General features: G+C 65.1%; 23 protein-coding genes. 6 read left to right on the plus strand and 17 right to left on the minus strand.

Features of this window, described 5'->3' with window-relative positions; genetic code table 11:
* Positions 1-31 precede the first annotated feature (31 nt).
* Both ACO06O_RS16390 and serA read left to right on the plus strand, forming a co-directional pair.
* On the plus strand, positions 32-322 hold the full coding sequence (locus ACO06O_RS16390; protein ID WP_421882083.1) for a YciI family protein: 291 nt from the start codon (positions 32-34) through the stop codon (positions 320-322).
* A 100-nt stretch (positions 323-422) separates the two neighbouring features.
* Positions 423-1667: a phosphoglycerate dehydrogenase gene (gene serA, locus ACO06O_RS16395; protein ID WP_421882086.1), complete on the plus strand. Its 1245-nt coding sequence runs from the start codon at positions 423-425 to the stop codon at positions 1665-1667.
* 118 nt (positions 1668-1785) lie between these two features.
* Here serA and ACO06O_RS16400 read toward each other — a convergent pair whose 3' ends face one another.
* The 3 genes from ACO06O_RS16400 to ACO06O_RS16410 all read right to left on the minus strand — a co-directional run bounded on the left by ACO06O_RS16400 (position 1786) and on the right by ACO06O_RS16410 (position 4474).
* Positions 1786-2430 (minus strand): DUF4167 domain-containing protein, encoded by a 645-nt coding sequence (locus ACO06O_RS16400; protein WP_421882088.1) that lies wholly within the window; start codon positions 2428-2430, stop codon positions 1786-1788.
* 356 nt (positions 2431-2786) lie between these two features.
* Entirely contained in the window at positions 2787-3440 is a 654-nt protein-coding gene (locus ACO06O_RS16405) for a class I SAM-dependent methyltransferase (RefSeq protein WP_421882091.1), read from the minus strand.
* A gap of 128 nt (positions 3441-3568) precedes the next feature.
* Positions 3569-4474, minus strand: a complete 906-nt coding sequence (locus ACO06O_RS16410; RefSeq protein WP_421882094.1) for a LysR family transcriptional regulator — start codon at positions 4472-4474, stop codon at positions 3569-3571.
* 148 nt (positions 4475-4622) lie between these two features.
* Between ACO06O_RS16410 and ACO06O_RS16415 the strand changes: the two genes are divergently transcribed.
* Positions 4623-4832 carry a hypothetical protein gene (locus ACO06O_RS16415; protein ID WP_421882097.1) on the plus strand — a complete coding sequence of 70 codons (210 nt, stop codon included), beginning with the start codon at positions 4623-4625 and terminating at the stop codon, positions 4830-4832.
* Positions 4833-4884: 52 nt separating this feature from the next.
* Here ACO06O_RS16415 and ACO06O_RS16420 read toward each other — a convergent pair whose 3' ends face one another.
* The 8 genes from ACO06O_RS16420 to ACO06O_RS16455 all read right to left on the minus strand — a co-directional run bounded on the left by ACO06O_RS16420 (position 4885) and on the right by ACO06O_RS16455 (position 11041).
* The gene (locus ACO06O_RS16420) at positions 4885-5769 is read right to left on the minus strand and encodes a 50S ribosomal protein L11 methyltransferase (RefSeq protein ID WP_421882099.1); all 885 of its coding nucleotides are present in this window, start codon (positions 5767-5769) and stop codon (positions 4885-4887) included.
* Positions 5770-5871: 102 nt separating this feature from the next.
* Positions 5872-6747 (minus strand): methyl-accepting chemotaxis protein, encoded by an 876-nt coding sequence (locus ACO06O_RS16425; protein WP_421882102.1) that lies wholly within the window; start codon positions 6745-6747, stop codon positions 5872-5874.
* Between the two features lie 101 nt (positions 6748-6848).
* Entirely contained in the window at positions 6849-7238 is a 390-nt protein-coding gene (locus ACO06O_RS16430) for a DUF427 domain-containing protein (RefSeq protein ID WP_421882104.1), read from the minus strand.
* A 4-nt stretch (positions 7239-7242) separates the two neighbouring features.
* Entirely contained in the window at positions 7243-8079 is an 837-nt protein-coding gene (gene fghA, locus ACO06O_RS16435; protein WP_421882107.1) for an S-formylglutathione hydrolase, read from the minus strand.
* A gap of 38 nt (positions 8080-8117) precedes the next feature.
* The gene (locus tag ACO06O_RS16440; RefSeq protein ID WP_421882110.1) at positions 8118-8561 is read right to left on the minus strand and encodes a hypothetical protein; all 444 of its coding nucleotides are present in this window, start codon (positions 8559-8561) and stop codon (positions 8118-8120) included.
* Entirely contained in the window at positions 8558-9466 is a 909-nt protein-coding gene (locus tag ACO06O_RS16445) for a lipid kinase (RefSeq protein WP_421882112.1), read from the minus strand. Before ACO06O_RS16445 ends, ACO06O_RS16440 begins: the two co-directional genes overlap by 4 nt.
* Positions 9467-9482: 16 nt before the next feature.
* Entirely contained in the window at positions 9483-9929 is a 447-nt protein-coding gene (locus tag ACO06O_RS16450; protein ID WP_421882114.1) for a hypothetical protein, read from the minus strand.
* Positions 9929-11041: an S-(hydroxymethyl)glutathione dehydrogenase/class III alcohol dehydrogenase gene (locus tag ACO06O_RS16455; protein ID WP_421882117.1), complete on the minus strand. Its 1113-nt coding sequence runs from the start codon at positions 11039-11041 to the stop codon at positions 9929-9931. Before ACO06O_RS16455 ends, ACO06O_RS16450 begins: the two co-directional genes overlap by 1 nt.
* 122 nt (positions 11042-11163) lie before the next feature.
* Between ACO06O_RS16455 and ACO06O_RS16460 the strand changes: the two genes are divergently transcribed.
* Positions 11164-12246 carry a class II histone deacetylase gene (locus ACO06O_RS16460; protein WP_421882120.1) on the plus strand — a complete coding sequence of 361 codons (1083 nt, stop codon included), beginning with the start codon at positions 11164-11166 and terminating at the stop codon, positions 12244-12246.
* Positions 12247-12255: 9 nt separating this feature from the next.
* On the opposite strand, the gene bmt is transcribed toward ACO06O_RS16460, so the two are convergent.
* The 6 genes from bmt to ubiA all read right to left on the minus strand — a co-directional run bounded on the left by bmt (position 12256) and on the right by ubiA (position 17804).
* Positions 12256-13302, minus strand: a complete 1047-nt coding sequence (bmt, locus tag ACO06O_RS16465) for a betaine--homocysteine S-methyltransferase (RefSeq protein WP_421882123.1) — start codon at positions 13300-13302, stop codon at positions 12256-12258.
* Between the two features lie 23 nt (positions 13303-13325).
* Positions 13326-14615 (minus strand): O-acetylhomoserine aminocarboxypropyltransferase/cysteine synthase family protein, encoded by a 1290-nt coding sequence (locus ACO06O_RS16470; protein ID WP_421882127.1) that lies wholly within the window; start codon positions 14613-14615, stop codon positions 13326-13328.
* Between the two features lie 113 nt (positions 14616-14728).
* Complete coding sequence (locus ACO06O_RS16475; protein ID WP_421882129.1) at positions 14729-15772, minus strand: endonuclease/exonuclease/phosphatase family protein; 1044 nt, start codon at positions 15770-15772, stop codon at positions 14729-14731.
* A 66-nt stretch (positions 15773-15838) separates the two neighbouring features.
* Positions 15839-16492, minus strand: coding sequence for a class I SAM-dependent methyltransferase (locus tag ACO06O_RS16480; protein ID WP_421882133.1), 654 nt, complete (start codon positions 16490-16492; stop codon positions 15839-15841).
* Positions 16489-16821 (minus strand): hypothetical protein, encoded by a 333-nt coding sequence (locus tag ACO06O_RS16485; protein ID WP_421882136.1) that lies wholly within the window; start codon positions 16819-16821, stop codon positions 16489-16491. The genes ACO06O_RS16480 and ACO06O_RS16485 overlap by 4 nt, the downstream gene beginning before the upstream one ends.
* A gap of 17 nt (positions 16822-16838) precedes the next feature.
* Positions 16839-17804, minus strand: coding sequence for a 4-hydroxybenzoate octaprenyltransferase (gene ubiA, locus ACO06O_RS16490; RefSeq protein ID WP_421882138.1), 966 nt, complete (start codon positions 17802-17804; stop codon positions 16839-16841).
* Positions 17805-17854: 50 nt separating this feature from the next.
* Between ubiA and ACO06O_RS16495 the strand changes: the two genes are divergently transcribed.
* Complete coding sequence (locus tag ACO06O_RS16495; RefSeq protein WP_421882141.1) at positions 17855-18604, plus strand: 16S rRNA (uracil(1498)-N(3))-methyltransferase; 750 nt, start codon at positions 17855-17857, stop codon at positions 18602-18604.
* 49 nt (positions 18605-18653) lie between these two features.
* Complete coding sequence (locus ACO06O_RS16500; protein WP_421882144.1) at positions 18654-20024, plus strand: glutamate--cysteine ligase; 1371 nt, start codon at positions 18654-18656, stop codon at positions 20022-20024.
* Positions 20025-20070: the final 46 nt, after the last annotated feature.

Genomic DNA, 20070 nt, shown 5'->3' on the forward strand with positions numbered 1-20070 from the left:
GGCTCCGGTTTACAGCACAGGAGACTGACCCATGAAATTCGCCATCCTCTTCACGGACAATCCGGAGCATGCCGAGGCGCGCGACCGGTTGATGCCGGACCATCTGAGTTTTCTGGACCGCCATGCCGACCGGATCGAGGCGGCGGGGCCGTTGAGCGAAAACGGCGACCCGGCGGGCGGGCTTTGGATCGTCGAGGCGGAGGATGCCGCGGCGGCGCGGACCCTGGTCGAGGCCGACCCGTTCTGGCCGACGGGTTTGCGCCGGGAGGTCCGGATCCTGGCCTGGCGGCAGGTCTTCGCGGCGGGGCGGCGGCGCATATGATCCGTTCTTGCGGCACTGCGGCAAGATGGGGTTTGTCCGGCGCGGCGCGGCGCGGTAGAAGCGCGCGTCACATGCCGCAGAATCGAAAGGACATGCCGCAATGTCGCAACAGGAACCCCTGCCCGAAGATATCGCCGGATCGAAAATCCTGCTGCTGGAGGGTATTTCCGAGAAGGCGGTCCGGCATTTCGAAACCCTGGGCTTCCGCCATGTCGTGCGCGAGACCAAGGCGCTGCAGGGCGACGATCTGGTCGCCGCGCTGAAGGATGTCCGCATCCTGGGCATCCGGTCGCGCAGCCAGGTCGACGATGCGATCCTGGCGCGGTCCGAGATGCTGCGCGTCGTCGGCTGCTTTTCGGTCGGCACCAACCAGATCGATCTGGACGCCGCCCAGCGCCGGGGCATCCCGGTCTTCAACGCGCCGTTTTCGAACACGCGCAGCGTCGCCGAACTGACCATCGCCGAGGCGGTGATGCTGCTGCGCCGGGCCTTCGCGCGGTCCATGGCCGCCCATGCGGGCCGCTGGGACAAATCGGCGGCGGGCAGTTACGAACTGCGCGGCAAGACGCTGGGCATCATCGGCTACGGCAATATCGGCACCCAGCTTGCGGTCCTGGCCGAGGCAATGGGCATGCGGGTCGTCTATTTCGACCATACCGACAAGCTGCGCCACGGCAATGTCGAGCCGATGGAAAGCCTGGACGCTCTGCTGGCCACGTCGGACATCGTCAGCCTGCACGTCCCGGAAACGCCCCAGACCAAGGACATGATCGGCGCCGCCGAGATCGCGAAGATGAAGAAGGGCGCCTATCTGATCAACAATGCGCGCGGCACGGTGGTCGACCTGGACGCCCTGGCCGAAGCCTTGCGCGAGGAGCATCTTGCGGGCGCGGCGGTCGACGTCTTCCCGGTCGAGCCGAAATCCAACGCCGATTCCTTCGAATCGCCCCTGCGCGGGCTGGAGAATGTCATTCTGACCCCGCATGTCGGCGGCTCCACCCTGGAAGCGCAGGAGCGGATCGGCGACGAGGTGTCCCGCAAGCTGTCGGAATACGCCAATAACGGTTCGACGGTCGGCGCGGTCAATTTCCCGCAAGTGCAATTGCCGCCGCGCACGGATGTCACGCGCTTCATTCAGGTACAGCGCAACCTGCCGGGCGAGCTGCGCAAGCTGAACGACATCTTCGCCGACCGCGAGGTCAATATCGCCGCCCAGCATTACCAGACGAAGGGCGAGATCGGTTATGTCGTGCTGGACGCGGAAGGCACGGTCGACGATGCCGATGCCATCGTGGCGGCAATCAAGACCCTGCCCGGCACCCTGCGCGCCCGCGTCCTGCGCTGACGCACGATCCCTGCATTACAGCAGTAATGAAAAACCCCGCCTCGGTCTCGAAGCGGGGTTTTTCAAACTGTCTGTAAACGTGCCGCGCGGCCGTTCCGGCCGGGCGCGTCCATCCCGGTCAATCGAGGGTGACGGACAATTCCTGCTGGGCGGGGGCTTCCGCGATGGCCGCCGGGGCCTCGCCGCCGGCACCGGCGGTTTCCGCCGAAGTCGCTTCGGCATCCGCCGAGCGCGACCGGCGTCCGCGGCCACGACCCGTGCCGCCGCCATTGCTGCCGCCGCCACCATTGCTGCCACTGTTTCCGGCGTTGCTGGACCGGCGTCCCCGGCCCCGGCCAGTGCCGCCGCCATTGTTGCCGCCGCCACTATTACCGTCGGCCTGGGCGCCCTGCGCGGCGTCGTCGCCGGTCTGCTGGGCATCGGCCCGGTTGTCGTCGTCACCGGAATCGCCGTTGTCGTCATTGTCGACATCCGGCTGGCTTTCATTGGCAGGATCGGCATGCTGCGGGCGCGCCGGGCGGTCGTTACTGCCGTCGTTCAGGATGCGGTAATAATGCTCCGCATGCTGAAGCATGTTTTCCGCCATGACGCGGTCGCCCGAGCCCTGCGCGTCGCGGGCGAGCTGGATGTATTTCTCATAGACCTGGGTCGCGTTGCCGCGAATCCGAATGCCGGGACCGTTGGAATCGAAATTCTGCCGGGAAGGATTACTGCGGCGGGCGTTGTTGCGGTGCCGCCCGCGATTTTGCTTCGAATTATTCACGCGTTACCTCTTGAGGTCCGATTGCGTCATGCGAGGGGACGAGAATGTCCGTGTCATCGCGGCGCCCGATCAAAATCGGGTCCATTCGTCTTCGCGCTCGCGGAAGGCCGGACCCGCTCCGCTTCGGTGAAGAAACATCCCTCCGGGGTCCGACGCCCCGCAAAGTAGCCTGTGGCCGCACCCAATCCAAGCTTTTTTTGTGGGATTGCGCCCAAACCGCCCTAATTTCCGGGGGTTGCGGCACTTTGGCACCCCCCGGAACACGGCCGAACAACCCGGCCCCAACCCGAATCGCTTCAAGGGGCACAGGTGCTTCACCGGATGTTCACGAGTGACCCGGCCCCTCCGGTGCCGTCTTACTGAAAGGCGCCCCAGGCGACGACATGCTCCTCCGGGACCTTGGCCTTGATGATGCCGCCGATCCCGGCATTGAGCCTGGCCAGGGGCACCGACAGATCGGCCGCCGCCGACAGCATGTAAAGGCCGATATAATTGTGGATGAAGAAGGTCTGGATGCTGGGGAAGCTGGCGATGACCTCTTCATGCGACCAGTCGTCCTTCACATGGGCCTCATACGGGTTCCCATGCACCTCGCCCTGCGGGTAATGGATGATCGGGATGGAGATCAGGATCATCCGGGAATTTTCCAGAAGCTTGGAAATCAGGACCTGCGCGTCTTCCTTTTCCATATGCTCCAGCACATCGCCGCAAAGCGTCAGGTCGAAACCGGGGCCAGGCTCGCCCCCCGGGATCAGCGATCCGTAATCCAGTTCCCGCGCGTCGGCGCGGTGGATGACATCGTATTTCGAATGCAGATCGTATTCCGCCAGATAGGGTTCCCAGACCTCGACCCCATGCCATTCCGCGTCTGGCGTATGCCCGCGGAGCAATTCGCTATAGGTTCCGGACCCCGCGCCGATATCCAGCACGCGCCGGATCAGGCCTTCCTCGAACAGCTTCTTGACCGCCAGAATGGTGAACAGCTTTCCGTATTCCGACGATCCCGCCATTGGCCCAGCGCTCCCCCAATATATCCGACGCAACCCGATCCCGCCTCCCGCGCCCGGCTTATCCCGGAACAGGGCGGGCGAGACAGGCTAGCCACCGGACGTGAAAACCACAACCCACCCGCGCGCGCTCAGGCCTCCCAGGGTGGTGTCTCGCCGTAGCTACCGGCGAGGTGGTCGACGAAGGCGCGGATTTTCGGGGACAGGTTCTTGCGGTCGGAATAGACGGCCAGGATGGACGAGCCCTCGTAGGAATAGTCGGGCAGGACCCGGACAAGGCGCCCGTCGCGCAGGTCGGGGCCGACCAGATAGGTCGACAGGCGCGCGATCCCCAGACCGGCCAGGGCGGCGTGATAAACGGCGTCGGCGCTGTTCACTTCCAGATTGCCGCGGACCTTCAGGGTTTTCGGCCCTTCCGGCGTATCGAAGCGCCAATCGTTCCAGCGCGACACCGTGGTCAGCGTCAGGCAATTGTGCCGCATCAGGTCTTCCGGCGTCTCCGGCATGCCGTAGCGCTCGATATATTCCGGCGCGGCACAGCAGACCCGCCGGTTCGCGGCCAGCTTACGGGCGACCAATGTGTCGTCGTCGATCTGTTCGGTGAACCGGATCGCGACGTCGATCTGTTCCGCGACGAGATCCAGCGGCCGGTCGCTCAATTCGAGAACGACCCGCACATCGGGATTGTCGCGCATGAAGCCCGGCAGATGCGGCAGAAGCTGCGTCTTGCCGAAAGCGACCGTCGACGCGACGCGCAAGGTCCCCTGCGGATGGTCGCCCAGCGAGACCATCGCGGCCTCGGCCTCCGCCACTTTCTCGGCGATTTCGACGCAGCGGCGGTAGAAGGATTCGCCTTCCTCCGTCAGCGACATGCGGCGCGTGGAACGGTGCAGCAGGCGTACGCCAAGCCGGTCTTCCAATTGTCCGATCTGCTTGCTGATCGCCGAAGGGGTCAGCCCTTCACGCCGGGCCGCGGCGGAAAATCCGCCTTCTTCCACGACTTTCGCGAACAGCAGCATCTGCGGCGCGAGGTCCATTTTCGCCTCCGGCCATTTGTTCCTGAAACTAACAGGGCATTGGAGTCTTATACCCCTTCCTGTTTCGCCATTCACATATCATCTTGTTGTGCAACGCAACATGAAACTTGTGCGACGCAACATTTGCCGCACGCGAAGGAGAGCAGAAATGGCCGATTTCAATGCCGAGCGCGATATTCGCGCGCTGAACTATGACGAAGTCCGGGGCTATATCGCCGAGGGCCGCCGCCAGCAGGGTGCCGCGTTCCGGTCGATGACCGCGCGCGCCGGAAAGGGCCTCTATCGCCTGGCGCGGAACACGGTGCAGGGCGTCCGCCATGCGCTGCATCTGGACGGTCACGCCAATCCGGCGCGCTGAGCCAGTACCGGCCGATCCGGAATGGCGTCGCGCGCCGCGCGCTGGCGGAGCTTTACACGCCGCGCGCTAGGGTCAGTGTCGACCAACCGTCGCGCCGACGCCGCCGGACCAGCCGCAGTCCCTGCATTCGGTAGGGACCGAAGACCATGTTTTCCTGTTCGGTCAGCAAGCCGGACAGGATAAGTTGGCCGCCCGGGCGCAGCGCGCGGCTGATGTCGCGGGCCAACAGCATCAGCGGCCGGGCCAGGATATTCGCGACAATCAGATCATAGGGCGCCGCCCCCCGGATCGCCGGATGGTTCATCCCCGTCGCCACCGCCAAGCTCAGGCCCGGCGCTGGCGTCCCGTTCAGGCGGGCATTGGCCCGCGCAACCCGCACCGCTTCGGGATCGATGTCGCTGCCGACCACGCGGCGCGCCAGATTCTCCTTGCGCATCGCCATGGCCAGGATCGCCGTCCCGCAGCCCAGATCCAGCGCCGCGCGCCCCCGGAAGCCCTCGCGCGCCAGGCGGTCGATCTCCATCAGACAGCCCCAGGTCGTCGCATGCGTGCCGGTGCCGAAGGCCGTGCCGGCATTGACCATCAGCGGCGTCGCCCCGGCCGGAACCGGGCCTTCAAAGAATTCCTGATGCACGAAGAAGCGGCCGGCATGGATCGGCTCGAAACTTTTCTGATTCTCCGCCACCCAATCGATATCCGGCAGCGGCGCCACGATCGGATCCGGCTCCGCAATGCCGGCCTGCGACGCGGCCGAGGTCAGGCGCGGGGCCAGATCGGCCATCGGCGGCAGACCGTCGGTATAGAATTCCAAGGACCAGTTCGGCCCGCCTTCCCATTCGAAGGCGGCGGTGCCCAGGCAATAGGGCTCGACGGCGTCCTGGAACGGGGGCACGGCGGCCTCCCCCGGCAGGATCAGGATGGTTTTATAGACCGGCATGGCAAAGACTTAGCCGCCCCGGACGGGTCCGGCAAGCGGCGGCGCATGCGTTCCGCCGCCGCTTCACACCAAACCGGCCAAAGCCGGGTCCCAACAGCGCGATCAGCCGTTCTGGCGAATCTGCTCCGCCATCTTGGCGACGCGGCGGCGCAGGTCCTCATTCGCCTCGGTCACCGCGATCACCGTCTGGCCGATGCGATCCGAAATGGACTTGGTCTCCAGCGCCTCTTGGGCGACGGTACCGATATTCCGGGACACTTCCTGTGTCCCCGCGGCAGCGTCGGAGATGTTGCGCGCGATCTCACCGGTGGCCGAGCGTTGTTCGTCCACCGCCGTCGCGATTTCCTCGAAGGCGGAGGCAACGCCGCCGATCCCGGTGTCGATCCGCGCCAGCGCCTGGATCATGGCGTCCGTGCGTTCCTGGATCGTGTCGACCTTGTCGCGGATGTCTTCGGTCGCGCGCTGGGTCTGGGTCGCCAGCGACTTCACCTCGTTGGCGACGACGGCGAAGCCCTTGCCTGCCTCGCCCGCCCGCGCGGCCTCGATCGTCGCGTTCAGCGCCAGCAGGTTGGTCTGGCTGGCGATGTCGGTGATCAGCTTCAGGATATCGGTGATTTCCTTGGTCGACGCGGCCAGGGAGCGGCCGATCTCGTTGGCCGATTTGACGTCGTTGGTCGAAGTGGAGACGGTCCCGCTGGCGCGGCTGATCTGATTGTTGATCTCTTCGATCGAATGGGTCAGCTGCTCAGACGACGCGGCCACGGTCGACGCATTGGCCGTCGCCTCTTCCGACGCGGCGGCGACCGCTTCGGCGCTGGAACTCAGATTGTCGGCAATGGATGTCAGCGACGTGATTTCGGATTTCAGACCGTCGCCGTGACGGCTCAACGCGTCGATGGAGGCATTGAACTCATCCTCCAGAACCTGCGCCAGCTTGTTCATTTCGGCGCGGCGTTCTTCAACATCGAACTCACTCATCTTTACGGTTCCCCCGGTGTTCTGCGACAGGACTGAAATGCCCACCGCGCTTATAAGGCATGCAGTGTTAAGATTCCCTGAACCTGTGCCAGAATTGAGTATTAAATCGCCGGTGGATCGAAGGCCGCGTCCAGCGCGTTCAGGTAAAAACCCAAATGGCCGCGAATGCTGGCCATGCCCTCGATCGGCTCTTCGTAGCTCCACGCCCCCGGATCGGCGACGCCGCCCTCCGGAAGGGCGATCTTCCAATGCGCGGCATCGCCCTTATACGGGCAATGGGTGACCTTCTCCGCCGGGGAGAGCACCGCCGGATCGACGGCCGATTTCGGCAGGTAATAGACCGGCGGATAGGCCGCTTCCCGCAGGATCAGCGCCGAATCGGTCCGGGCCAGAACCATACCATCGCGGGACAGGGTGACAGGACCCGGCGCTTTCTCGACCGTAATCGGATGGGACGGCGTCCCGGCGCGTTCCAGAATTTCCGCGGTCACGGCCTTACCCTTTCAGTCGTTCGGCATGCCAGGCGACATGGTCGCCGATGAAACTGGAAACGAAGTAATAGCTGTGATCGTAGCCCGGCTGCATGCGCAAGGTCAGCCGCGTACCGGATTTGGCGCAGGCATCCTCGAACAGGCCTGGACGCAGCTGCTGTTCCAGGAAGGTGTCGGCATCGCCCTGGTCGACCAGGATATCGCCCTGCCAGCCCCGGCTCTGGATCAGCGAACAGGCATCGTGTTCCAGCCAGGCGGCCGTGTCGTCGCCGAGATAGCGGCCCAGCGCCTTTTCGCCCCAGGGGACGCGGGCCGGCGCGACGATGGGGGAAAAGGCGGAAACCGACCGGAACCGTTCCGGATGGCGCAGGGCCAGGGTCAGCGCGCCGTGCCCGCCCATGGAATGGCCGGAAATGCCCCGGATGTCGGACGCGCCGTCGATGTCGGATTCGACCAGCGCCGGCAATTCGTCGACGACATAATCATACATCCGGTAATGCTTGGCCCAGGGCTGCTGGGTGGCGTTGACATAGAAGCCGGCGCCCTTGCCGAAATCGTATTCGTCCGCCGCGTCCGGCACGTCGTCGCCGCGCGGGCTGGTATCCGGGCAGACGATCATGACGCCCTGTTCCGCGGCCCAGCGCTGGGCGCCCGCCTTGGTCACGAAATTCTCCCAGGTGCAGGTCAGGCCGGACAGCCAATAAAGCACCGGAAACGGCCCGGTCCCGGCCGGGCGGAACACCGCGAATTCCATCCGCGTGCCGGTCGCCCGGCTGGCATGGGCGTAAACCGATTGCGACCCGCCGAAACATTTCCATTCGTTCAGTTTTTCAAGCGACATACCGATCCTCTGACTGTTGGTTTCGGCCCGGCCCCGCGTTACGCGGACCAGTCCGGAATGACATCTTCCGCCGACGCCCCGGCGAATTTGGAAACCGTGCCCGCCACGCTGTCCGGCAGGGCCTCGCCGGTCGCGGCGCGCGCGGTGTCGATCAGCCGGCGCTCGGCGGTCAGGCACTGGTCCCGCGCGACCCGCGCCGCATCGCCGGACATGCCGGCGCGGATATCGGCCCAGGTCGATTCCAGCACCTCCCATTCATGGGGCAGGCCCTCGTCCGGCGGGGTATGGTCCAGATCGCGCACGGCCTCCGCCAGCGCCTCCGCCAGGGCCTCGCGCGCCGCGGCAAGCTCGTCCAGCGTCCCGGCGGCATCGCCAGCGGCCCCGTTCTCGACCGCGTGACGCAGGACCCGCGCGCAATGCATCGCGGCGGAGATCAGATCGTTCATGGCGGCGACTTCAGGCGGCAGCAGCAGGCTCATCATTCGGTTCCCGTCGGCTGTTCGTAATCCGCGCGCGGCGGGGCCAGTACGGACAACCGGCCCGGCAGTACCGTCACCCGCGCCGGGGTCTGTCCCACGATATCGCCGTCGACATTGATCTTCTTTGGCCGGGACGCGCGGATTTCGATCTCCCTGGCGGTCGCGGTAAAGGCCTCGCCATGCTGACGAAGCGTGCCGCGCCAGAGCGACGGGAGCAAGCGGAACCAATCCGTCGTCCGCCGCGCCGCCAGATAATAGAGGCGCAGATTGCCGTCATCCGGCCGTGCCTCTTCGTCCAGGGTCAGGCCGCCGCCATAGTGACGCCCGCAGCCGACGCCCAGCAGGGAACAGACGACCCGCCGCCTGTCGCCGTCGATGGTCAGTTTCAGGCGCAGGGGCCGATGCCGCCGCCAGGCCTCGACCCAGCGCATCGGATAGGCGAAGCGGCCCAGGACCTTCTTCACCCCATCCTCATGCAGGTCGGCGACTTCGACGCTGATGCCCAGGCTGGCCACGTTCAGAAAGGGGCGATCATTCATCCGGCCGATATCGACCTTGCGGACATGGCCGGCCGCGACGATATCGGCGGCCTGTTCCGGATCCACCGGGATCGACAGCGCGCGGGCGAAATCATTCGCCGTGCCCAGCGGCAGGACGCCCAGCGGCTCTTTCCGGTCCAGCAGGGCGGGCAGCATGCCGCTCAGGGTTCCGTCCCCGCCACCGACCAGGATCGCGTCGGTATCCGGCAGATCGCGGATCGCCTGCAGCGCCTCCTCGAGCGACCCCGTCTTGTGCAGCGACACCGCGATGCCCCGGGCCTCGACGGCGGCGATGAATTCCGACGCCCGGGCCTCCGCCGCCCGCGCCTTCGCATTCACGAAACAGGCGGCGTTAAGGATTTCGGGCATCTTTGTTCGGTCGCCTCTAAAGATCCAGCAAGGCGCGGAGTTCGGCCTGCAGCGCCGCGCGCCCTGCGGCCAAGCCGGCCTGGTGGCCCTCGTCATAACCGGCCGCGCGGCCCGCGGATTCCACGTCGCTTTGCGCGGCGGCCTTACCCTCCGCATACCCGTCATACCAGGCGCGGCAGGCGGCTTCCGCGGCCAGAAGGGCGACATGTAGGGACAGGGACGCCGGGAAGGTGATCAATTCGCGTCCCGGCACCTTGGCGTCGACAGCGGCCGCCATCGGCCCGTCCAGACGGATCGCCACCCTTTCCGAAATCAGCCACGGGTCGCGGCCGCTCAACACGTCGGACACCGTGCTGGCGCCCGATACGTCCTTCTCAGGTCCCGGACGGTCGGCGGTCGGGCCGAAGCGCAGCCGCAATTTGCCGCTCGCCCCGCCCGACTTCGCCTCCGGACCGTCCGCCATCAGTCGTAAACGACGACGGAGCGAATGCTTTCGCCCGCATGCATCAGGTCGAAGGCATTGTTGATGTCGTTCAGCGGCATGGTGTGGGTGATCATCGGATCGATCTCGATCTTGCCGTCCATGTACCAGTCGACGATCTTCGGCACGTCGGTCCGGCCGCGCGCGCCGCCGAAGGCCGTGCCACGCCAGGACCGGCCGGTGACCAGTTGGAACGGGCGGGTGGAGATTTCCTGACCGGCGCCCGCGACCCCGATGATGATGCTTTCGCCCCAGCCCTTATGCGCGCATTCCAGCGCCTGCCGCATCAGGGTCGTGTTGCCGACGCATTCGAAGCTGTAATCCGCGCCGCCGCCGGTCAGATCGACCAGATAGGGGACCAGATCGCCCTCGACTTCCTTCGGGTTGACGAAATGGGTCATGCCGAAGCGCGTGGCCATTTCGACCTTGGACGGGTTGATGTCGACGCCGACAATCATGTTGGCGCCCGCCAGCCGCGCGCCCTGCAGCACGTTCAGACCGATGCCGCCCAGACCGAAGACGACGACGTTGGAGCCCGGCTCCACCTTCGCGGTATTGATCACCGCGCCGATACCCGTCGTGACGCCGCAGCCGATATAGCAGATCTTCTCGAACGGCGCGTCCTGGCGCACCTTGGCCAGCGCGATTTCCGGCAGGACCGTGTGATTGGAGAAGGTCGACGTGCCCATATAGTGCAGGATCTTCTCGCCATTGATCGAGAAGCGCGAGGTGCCGTCCGGCATCACGCCCTGCCCCTGGGTCGAGCGGATCGCCTGGCACAGATTGGTCTTCGGATTCAGGCAATAGTCGCATTCGCGGCATTCCGGGGTATAGAGCGGAATGACGTGATCGCCCTTTTTCAGGCTGCGCACGCCGGGGCCGACATCGACGACGACGCCCGCGCCCTCATGGCCCAGAATCGCCGGGAAGGCGCCTTCCGGATCGGCGCCGCTGAGCGTGAATTCGTCGGTATGGCAAACGCCGGTCGCCTTGATTTCGACCAGGACTTCGCCCTCTTTCGGGCCTTCCAGATCGACCTCTTCGATCGACAGCGGTTTTCCGGCTTGGAAGGCGACGGCGGCGCGGGTTTTCATCTCGTTAAACTCCCCGGTAGGACGTTTGATTTTCGGTTTCCGGGAGACTGCCAGTCGGTCGGAATCCGCGCAAGGCAAAGCTGCCCCTTGGCGACATGGAAACAGGCGGGCAGACTGGCGGCATGACCGATCCCGCACATGATCCCCTGAACGACCCCACGAAAGATCCCCTGGCCGTTTTCTGGCACCCCGCCGTGCTGAACCACGATACCGGCATGGGCATCCTGGAGGCCGAGCCGCGGCCCGATCTGGGCATCGCGGAGGAGCATCCCGAAAACGCCCTGCGCGTACGCAACATCAAGACCGTGCTGGAGCGCGGGCCTCTGTCCGACCATATCGCCTGGAAGGATGGTCGCTTGGCGTCCCGGGAGGAGTTGGAAAGGTTCCACACCCCGGCGCATCTGGACCGGGTGCAGTCCTTCGACGCAACCGGCGGGCGGGTCACCTCAACCACCGTCTTCGGCAAGGGAAGCTGGAAACCGACCCTGGCGGCGGCGGGTACCACGGTCGCGGCGGTGGAGCATGTCCTGGCCGGTCACGGCGCGGCCTATGCCCTGGTCCGGCCGCCGGGCCATCATGCGGCGCGCGACCGGGTCGACGGCTATTGCTTCGTCAACAATATGGGCGTGGCCATCGAACACGCCATCGCCAAGGGCGTCACGAAAGTGGCCGTCATCGACTGGGACGTGCATCACGGCAACGGGACGCAGGCCGGATTCTACGACCGGCCGGACGTGCTGACCATTTCGCTGCACATGAACCACGGCGCCTGGGAAGGCGACGCCCATCCCGAGACCGGCGCTGCGGACGAGGTCGGGACAGGCCCGGGCGAGGGCTATAACATCAACATCCCACTGCGGCTCGGCCTGGGTGACGCGGCCTATCGCAAGGCCTTCGACGATCTGGTGATCCCCGCCGTCCGGGCCTATGCGCCCGAATTGATCGTCGTCGCGGCAGGCCAGGACGGCAACCAATTCGACCCGAACGGCCGGATGTGCCTGACCATGTCGGGGTATCACTGGATGGGCGCGCGGGTCCGGGAACTGGTCGCGCAACTGTGCCCCGGCCGCCTGCTGGCCGTGCAGGAAGGCGGCTATGCCCGCACCTACACAGCCTATTGCACACATGCTGCATTAAGTGGCCTGATCGGCGCGGAGATCGGCATCGACGATCCGCTGGCCTATCTGCCGGACGACGGGCGATAGGCCGGAGACTTATCCCCGGCGGCGGCGGCGGCGACGGCCGCCGTCATCACCTTCAGGGCTGCAGGAATGGCCGGCATGGCCGTGCATCGGCCGGTCGGTGACGCCGGCCAGCGGGCCCAGCTTTTCGACGATGGTTTCCATGGTCGGCGGCTCGCCCGGCTCGTACCCGTCCAGTGCGTCGCGGATGGCCTTCAGGACCACACCGGTCGTGCCGCAACAACCGCCGATGATGCGGGCGCCCGAATCCCGCGCAAGGCGGGCATAATCGGCCATCAGTTCCGGCGTGCCGGTAAAGCTGAACGCCCCGTCCTTGAAGACCGGCACACCGCAATTCGCCTTCGCGACCAGGATCGAATCCGGTCCGACCGCCTCCCGCATGCCCAGAAGGGACAGGACGTTTTCCGTCGCGCCCAGGCCGCAATTCGCGCCGATGGCGACCGGGGCGATCGGCAGGGTGGTCAGGTGGCGGAAGGCATCCGCCGGGGTCACGCCCATCATGGTGCGTCCGACCGTATCGAAGGTCATGGTGGAGACGACGGGCAGCCCCGCCTCCGCCGCGCCCGCGACCGCCGCCGCGCTTTCTTCGCGCGACGAGATGGTTTCAATCCACAGAACGTCGGCCCCGCCGTCACGCAGCCCCTTGGCCTGTTCGGCGAAGGCGGCCCGTCCGGCCTCGAAAGTCACCGGGCCGACCGGTTCGAACAATTCGCCCGTCGGACCGATGGAACCCGCGACCACGACGGGACGGCCCGCCTTGTCGGCGACGCCGCGCGCGACCTCTGCCGCGGCCTTGCACAGCTCGTAAGCCCGGTCCTGGGCATTGTGCAGTTTCAGCCGGAAGCTGCTGCCGCCGAAGGAATTGGTCAGGATGATATCCGCGCCATTGTCGACGAATTCCTGGTGCACGCTGGCGACCCGGTCCGGATGGTCGACATTCCACAATTCCGGCGCATCGCCCGACATCAACCCGCGTTCGAACAGGTTCGTGCCCATTGCGCCGTCGGCGATCAGATGGCTGCGTTCGGCCAGCAGCTTCAGGAAGAGATTGTCGCTCATGGCGGGAACCCTTTTTGCTTCGTTTAGGCGGCGGCCTTGGCCAGCGCGCGGTCCAGGTCACGGATCAGATCGTCGACGGTTTCAAGGCCGATGGAAAGCCGGATGACTTCCGGACTGGCCCCGGCGGCGATGCGCTGTTCCTCGGTCAACTGGTTATGCGTGGTCGACGCCGGATGCAGGATCAGCGATTTGGCGTCGCCGATATTGGCCAGATGGCTGAAAAGTTCCACCGATTCAACCAGTTTCCGCCCGGCCTCGAACCCGCCCTTCAGGCTGACCGTGAAGACGGAGCCCGGTCCCTTGGGCATGTATTTCCGGGCCAACGCATGGAACGGGCTGGATTTCAGCCCGGCGTAATGCACCGCCGCGATGGCGGGATGGCCGTCCAGATGCTCCGCCACTGTCTGCGCATTGGCGATATGCCGGTCCATGCGCAGCGGCAGGGTTTCGATCCCCTGCAGGGTCAGGAAGGCATTCATCGGCTGTTGCGCCGGGCCGATATCGCGCAGGCCCACCGCATGGCCATAGAGGGTATAGGCCAGATTGCCGAAGGTCTCGGTGAAGGTCAGGCCGTGATATTCCGGCGCCGGGGTCGCCAGGCTGGGGAACTTGTCCGGCTGGTTGAAGTCGAAGCTGTCGCAATCGACCACCGCGCCACCCAGCGCCGTGCCCTGGCCGGAAATGAATTTGGTTGTCGAATAGGTGACGATATCCGCCCCGAACGCGCCCGGCCGGCACAGATAGGGCGTTGCCATCGTGTTATCGACGATCAGCGGAATGCCCGCCTCATGCGCGATGGCGGCCACCGGTTCCAGATCGACGATCACCCCGCCCGGATTGGACAGGCATTCGACGAAGATCGCCTTGGTCTTCGGACGCAGGGCCTTGCGGAAATTCTCCGGCACGGTCGGATCGACGAAATCCACCTGCCAATCGAATTTTTTGAAGGTATGGCCCATCTGGGTGATGGACCCGCCATAGAGTTTCGACGAGGCGACGACATGGTCGCCCGGCCCCATCAGCGGCAGCAGCGCGATGATCTGCGCCGCGTGGCCCGACGCCGTCGCCGTCGCACCGATCCCGTTTTCCAGGGCGGCCAGCCGTTCCTCCAGCACCGCGACCGTCGGATTGGTCAGGCGCGAATAGATGAAGCCCGGCTCCTGCAGATTGAACAGCGACGCGGCATGGTCGGCATTGTCGAAGACATAGGACGTGTTCTGATAGATCGGCACGGCCCGCGCCCCGGTCGCGAGATCCGGTGCCGCCCCGGCATGCAGCGCCAGGGTTTCAAACCCATAGTCTTCCTTCGCCATGGCAGGAGTCCGTCCGGCCGACAATTTCCAGTTAACCGGTGTTATATAACCCGCCCCGTCGTCCGTCGAGGGATGATTGGGCCCCTATGATTGGCCCCCTGCCCGGACCGATATCAGATCTGCGATTCCAAATAAGGCAGCCCGAAATCGATGGGCAGTTCGATCCAGATCGGGAAGTGATCGGATAGCTGTTTGCGGCGGTAATGGTTGCGGTAAAAGCTGCGCTTGTTGCCGGGCACGGTGCCGTCGGCGCGGGTCAGGCCGGCCTCGTAGAACCGCGTGAAATTGGCGTCGGAATAGAAGACTTCGAACAGGTCCAGCACGCCCAGCCCGGCAGGCGCGACATTGGTGTCGGCCAGCAGATAGGCGATCTGGTCGTAGTAGCGCGCGTCAGCCCCGGCATTGGTCTGGGTCAGTTCCGCGCGCCCGACGGGGATGGTGAAGCCGTTGTCTTCCAGCGCCAGATAGGCGCGGCTGTGTTCGTTGAAGAAGTTGAAATCGCCGATCAGGAAGGTGTTGCGGGACCAGGTGCCGCGATCGGTCAGGGTCCGCCGCCGCATGAACTTGGCCAGCGCCTCCGCCTCGCGCACCCGGTCGGGATCCTCCGCATCGCCGGTCGCCCAGGCCAGATGCACGGTCGCCAGCTGGAAATTGAACCAGCCGGCTGAGAAGCCGGCCAGGAAGGGTGTGCGGTCGAACTGGACCGGCGGCTGTTCGGTGCCGTCATCCAGCTCCACCGGCGGGATCACCAATTCCCCGGCCAGACCGGAAAACCGCACCTTGCGGGAATCGTAGACATAGGCCAGCCGCTCGTCATTGCCGTCCGTGCCCTCGGTCACGTCGGTCACGACATAGCGCCACCAGGGGCCCATCAGCTTGAGGACCGCCTCCAGATCGTCCAATTCGCGCTTCACCTCCTGCACGGCGACGATGTCGAAGGTCGACAGGATCTCGGCGATGTACCACAGCGCCTCCTCCGACCGGCCTGTCCCGCCGAAATGCTGGATGTTCCAGCTTGCCATCAACAGGGAGGATTCCAGCGATTTGCGCGGCACGCCCGACGCGCCGAGATAGGTCTTGAAATCGCGGATCGTCTCCGCCACCCGCGCCACCGGAAAATCCGGCCCGACGGCAGAGAAATCGTAACGGAATGTCATGGCGCCCCCCGGAATAGCGTGGGGGGATCATAACATCCTTTGGTAGATTTTTTATGAATTTTCGGCTTAGGCCACGTCGCGCAGCCGCCAGACGCCGGCATTGCGCAGATCGGTGTCTTCCATCAGGCCGGTCGTCTCGGACGCGTAGCGCGCGACGCGCTCCATCCCCATGCTGGGCAGATAGAAGCGGCCCGGGTCGCCGATCAGGACGGTGCGGCCCAGGACCTCAAGCTCGCGCAGCCAGGGCAGGACCAGATCGGCCAGGCCCTTGTCGTAAAAGACGTCGCCGATCAGCACGACTTCGAAATTCGGATCGGTGCTGCCGATGACATCCTCGGTCAGGATGTCCAGATGGACGTCGTTCATTTCGGCATTCAGGCGCATCGCCTCGGCGGCGACGGGGTCGATATCGGCGGCGATGACGTCAAAGGCCCCGGCCAGGGCCGCGGCGATCGCGACCATGCCGGACCCGGCCCCGAAATCCAGCACCTTGCGGCCGCGCACGACGGAGGGGTTGTCCAGGAGATACCGGCCCAGCGCCTGCCCGCCGGCCCAGGCGAAGGCCCAGTAGGGCGTGCCGATGCCCAGCGCGTCCAGCTCATCCTCGCCCATGCGGTAAAGCGGCACATCGTCCTGCGCCAGATACAGCTTCATTTCGGGCAGCAGGCGCGGCGAGACCGCGCGGGTATTGTCGACCACCAACGAAGAATACGACCTCACTCGTCAAACCCCTTCAAAACACGCCCCGTCAGGTCGTCAACTTTCTCAAACGGAAGGAAATACATCTCCTGGTCCTTGTATTTTCCTTCCGGCACGACGGTGCCCAGCGCCTCCAGTAGGCGCCTGATTTCATATCCGCATATCGGCTGCTTATCGCCATCGTCGCCGCCAAACAATCGCGTAATCCGGCGGAGGACGGATTTGGACTCGCGGGCATTGTTTCGCGCCTCCAGCCGAAGGTGCTCCGCCAGTTCCCGGTTCGTCAGCGGCCGTGCAAAGTTATACCGATCTATCGCCCGCGCATGATGGCCCGACACGCCCCCGAACATCACAATCCCCCCAACATCTAACTCAGCGTGATCCCACCAAGGGCCAAGGCGGCGGTAATCAGCATCCCGGCATGCCGGTTGCCCTTGAAATGCATGATCAGGTTCTGCGGATTGTCGAATTCCAGGGTCTTGAGCTGCCAGACGAAATGTCCGGCGGCGGCGGCGAGGCCGATCCAGAATAGCGGGCCCGCCACGCCGTGCATCCAGGCCGCAACGGCGATCAGCACCAGGGTCGCGGCCATGAAGCCGCCGATGATCGGGCGTGTCCGGTCGCCGAATTTCAGCGCCGTCGACTTCACCCCGATCAGGATGTCGTCATCCTTGTCCTGATGAGCGTAGATCGTGTCATAGGACATGGTCCAGCAGAAGCCCGCCGCATAAAGCACCAGGATCTGCGGCGCGATATCCCCCATCAGCAACGCGCCCGCGACCAAAACGCCCCAGTTGAAGGCGATGCCCAGAAAGGCCTGCGGGAAATAGGTATAGCGCTTCATGAAGGGATAGATCGCGACCACGGCCAGCGAGGCGATGGCGACGATGATCGCTTCCCAGGTGAACTGTGTCAGGACCGCCAGACCGACCAGGCATTGCAGCGCGATGAAGGCCAGCGCCTGTTTCACGCTGACCTGGCCGGAGGGGATGGGCCGCGTCGCGGTGCGCGCGACCTTGCCGTCGATATCCCGGTCGGTGATGTCGTTCCAGGTACAGCCCGCCCCGCGCATCGCCGTCGCGCCGATGCCGAACAGCACGCCGTACCAGACCAGCATCCAGACCGGTTCGCCCGATCCATGCCCCGCCATGGCGACGCCCCACCAGCAGGGCAGCAGCAACAGCCAGGTGCCGATCGGCCGGTCCCAGCGGGCAAGACGCGCATAGGGCCGGACCGGGCCGGGCAGCCAGCGGTCGACCCAATTGCCGGCGATGATGTCGCTGCGGTCCCGGCGCGCCGGATCGCTGTCTGAGGGGCTGTTTGCAGGGGTCATGGTTCACCGCTTCCTTGAACTCGGATGCGAAGCCGAGAATAGTGTCCGGCATGGCCACCGCAACCCGTCTTTTCGTCGCGCAGGATCTGACCGAGGGCAGCCCGGTCCAGGCAACTCAGGACCAGGCACATTACCTGGGCCGCGTATTACGCCTGACCGAGGGCGCGCGGCTGATCCTGTTCAACGGCCGCGACGGCGAATGGTCCGGCGAACTGACCGCCATCGGCAAGTCGAAGGCGGACATCACCCTGCTGGAGCGCCGCCGCGTCCAGGCCGCCTCGCCGGATGTCTGGCTGGCCTTCGCGCCGGTCAAGAAGACCCAGACCGACTTCATCGTCCAGAAGGCGACGGAGCTGGGGGTTTCCCGCCTGATCCCCTTGATCACCGAGCGCACCCAGGCGGAACGGGTGAAGACCGACCGCCTGCAGGCGACCGCCGTCGAAGCGGCCGAACAGAGCGAGCGCCTGGATGTGCCGGAAGTGACCGAACCGGTCAAACTGACCGACCTGATCCGCGACTGGCCCGACGGCCGCGCACTTTTTTTATGCGCCGAGGCGGGGGAGGCAACGCCGCTCGCCGCCGCCGCGAGCGCGGAAACCCGCGGTTCTGTCGCATTTGTGACCGGACCCGAGGGCGGTTTTTCCGTGGCGGAACTTGACTTCATGCGTCGCTCGCCTTTAGTCCAGGCCGTCGGTCTCGGCCCGAGAATCCTGCGGGCGGAGACGGCGGCAGTGGCGGCCCTGGCCGTCTGGCAGGCCGTTGTGGGGGATGGGTCGTACCGCCCCGAACCACGCGGGTGATCGAAGCTCAAGGCCCGGGAATAAGGGCCGCCATTGTGAGGAACGTTAGATGTCGTCCCCCGCCGCCCTCGACGAAACCGTCATCGATTCCAAGGATCAGTTGATCGCCTATATCGCGTCCGGCGAGAAGCCGCGCGACAAGTGGCGCATCGGGACGGAACACGAAAAGTTTCTGTATTGCGCCGACTCGCTGCGCCCGCTGGCCTATGACGGCACGCCCGGCGTGAAAGGGCTGCTGGAAAGCCTGTCCGGCCCGGATTGGGAACCGGTCCTGGAAAAGGGCAACATCATCGCGCTGAAGGGCCGCGACGGCGCGTCGGTGACGCTGGAACCGGGCGGCCAGTTGGAACTGTCCGGCGCGGCGCTGGAAAACATCCACCAGACCTGCAGCGAGGTGCACCGCCACCTGCACCAGGTCGTCGAGGCCTGTAACGAGGTCGGCGCCGGCACGGTCGGCCTCGGCTTCAACCCGATCTGGAAGCGCGGGGACATCCATTGGATGCCCAAGGGCCGCTATAAGATCATGAAGGAATACATGCCCAAAAAGGGCAATCTGGGCCTCGACATGATGTGCCGGACCTGCACGGTTCAGGTCAATCTGGACTTCGCAACCGAAGCCGACATGATCGAAAAGATGCGCATTTCGCTGGCGCTGCAGCCGATGGCGACGGCGCTGTTCGCGAATTCGCCCTTCACCGAAGGCAAGCCCAACGGCTTCCTGTCCTATCGCAGCCATGTCTGGACCGATACCGATCCCGACCGCTGCGGCATGCTGCCCTTCGTCTTCGAAGACGGGTTCGGCTATGAGCGCTGGGTCGACTATCTGCTCGATGTGCCGATGTACTTCGTCTACCGCGACGGCGTCTATCACGACGTGTCGGGCAAGAGCTTCCGCGATTACATGGCGGGCAAGCTGGAAGGCTTCGAAGGCAAGAAGCCGACCATGACCGACTGGTCTGACCATATGACCACCGCGTTCCCGGAAGTGCGGCTGAAGAAATTCATCGAGATGCGCGGCGCCGACGGCGGGCCCTGGGGCAATCTCTGCGCCCTGCCCTCGCTGTGGGTCGGGCTGCTGTATGACGCGCAGGCGCAGTCGGAAGCCGCGGCGCTGATCGCCGATTGGAGCATCGACGAGATTTCGGCGATGCGCGACGGCGTGCCGAAAACCGCCCTGAAGACGCCGTTCCGCGACGGCACGGTGCTGGATGTCGCGCGCGATGTCTTGAAGATCTGCCGCGGCGGCCTGGAACGCCGGGCGCGGTTGAGCCCGACCTCGGGCCTGGACGAGACCCAGTATATCAAGCCGCTGGAATCCATCGTCGAGTCGGGCAAGACCCTGGCCGAGGATCTGCTGGAAGCCTATGAGACGCGCTGGGGCGGCAAGATCGATCCGATCTATGAAGAGTGCAAATACTGATCCGGACGATTGATCCCCATTCGTTAACCCGTACGGAAAGGTTTTG

The sequence above is a fragment of the Pacificispira sp. genome, from assembly GCF_965228185.1.
Classification (GTDB): Bacteria; Pseudomonadota; Alphaproteobacteria; order UBA8366; family Aestuariispiraceae; genus Pacificispira.

Bases quoted from the DNA above. Each gene is read 5' to 3' on its own strand.
- ACO06O_RS16500 (WP_421882144.1), top strand. From the start codon at position 18,654: ATGTCGTCCCCCGCCGCCCTCGACGAAACCGTCATCGATTCCAAGGAT.
- bmt (WP_421882123.1), bottom strand. From the start codon at position 13,302: ATGAGCGACAATCTCTTCCTGAAGCTGCTGGCCGAACGCAGCCATCTG.
- ACO06O_RS16410 (WP_421882094.1), bottom strand. From the start codon at position 4,474: ATGGACCTCGCGCCGCAGATGCTGCTGTTCGCGAAAGTCGTGGAAGAA.
- serA (WP_421882086.1), top strand. From the start codon at position 423: ATGTCGCAACAGGAACCCCTGCCCGAAGATATCGCCGGATCGAAAATC.
- ACO06O_RS16425 (WP_421882102.1), bottom strand. From the start codon at position 6,747: ATGAGTGAGTTCGATGTTGAAGAACGCCGCGCCGAAATGAACAAGCTG.
- ACO06O_RS16415 (WP_421882097.1), top strand. From the start codon at position 4,623: ATGGCCGATTTCAATGCCGAGCGCGATATTCGCGCGCTGAACTATGAC.
- ACO06O_RS16485 (WP_421882136.1), bottom strand. From the start codon at position 16,821: ATGTTCGGGGGCGTGTCGGGCCATCATGCGCGGGCGATAGATCGGTAT.
- ACO06O_RS16455 (WP_421882117.1), bottom strand. From the start codon at position 11,041: ATGAAAACCCGCGCCGCCGTCGCCTTCCAAGCCGGAAAACCGCTGTCG.
- ACO06O_RS16390 (WP_421882083.1), top strand. From the start codon at position 32: ATGAAATTCGCCATCCTCTTCACGGACAATCCGGAGCATGCCGAGGCG.
- ACO06O_RS16495 (WP_421882141.1), top strand. From the start codon at position 17,855: ATGGCCACCGCAACCCGTCTTTTCGTCGCGCAGGATCTGACCGAGGGC.
- fghA (WP_421882107.1), bottom strand. From the start codon at position 8,079: ATGTCGCTTGAAAAACTGAACGAATGGAAATGTTTCGGCGGGTCGCAA.
- ACO06O_RS16475 (WP_421882129.1), bottom strand. From the start codon at position 15,772: ATGACATTCCGTTACGATTTCTCTGCCGTCGGGCCGGATTTTCCGGTG.
- ACO06O_RS16405 (WP_421882091.1), bottom strand. From the start codon at position 3,440: ATGGCGGGATCGTCGGAATACGGAAAGCTGTTCACCATTCTGGCGGTC.
- ubiA (WP_421882138.1), bottom strand. From the start codon at position 17,804: ATGACCCCTGCAAACAGCCCCTCAGACAGCGATCCGGCGCGCCGGGAC.
- ACO06O_RS16445 (WP_421882112.1), bottom strand. From the start codon at position 9,466: ATGCCCGAAATCCTTAACGCCGCCTGTTTCGTGAATGCGAAGGCGCGG.
- ACO06O_RS16460 (WP_421882120.1), top strand. From the start codon at position 11,164: ATGACCGATCCCGCACATGATCCCCTGAACGACCCCACGAAAGATCCC.
- ACO06O_RS16420 (WP_421882099.1), bottom strand. From the start codon at position 5,769: ATGCCGGTCTATAAAACCATCCTGATCCTGCCGGGGGAGGCCGCCGTG.
- ACO06O_RS16450 (WP_421882114.1), bottom strand. From the start codon at position 9,929: ATGGCGGACGGTCCGGAGGCGAAGTCGGGCGGGGCGAGCGGCAAATTG.
- ACO06O_RS16440 (WP_421882110.1), bottom strand. From the start codon at position 8,561: ATGATGAGCCTGCTGCTGCCGCCTGAAGTCGCCGCCATGAACGATCTG.
- ACO06O_RS16470 (WP_421882127.1), bottom strand. From the start codon at position 14,615: ATGGCGAAGGAAGACTATGGGTTTGAAACCCTGGCGCTGCATGCCGGG.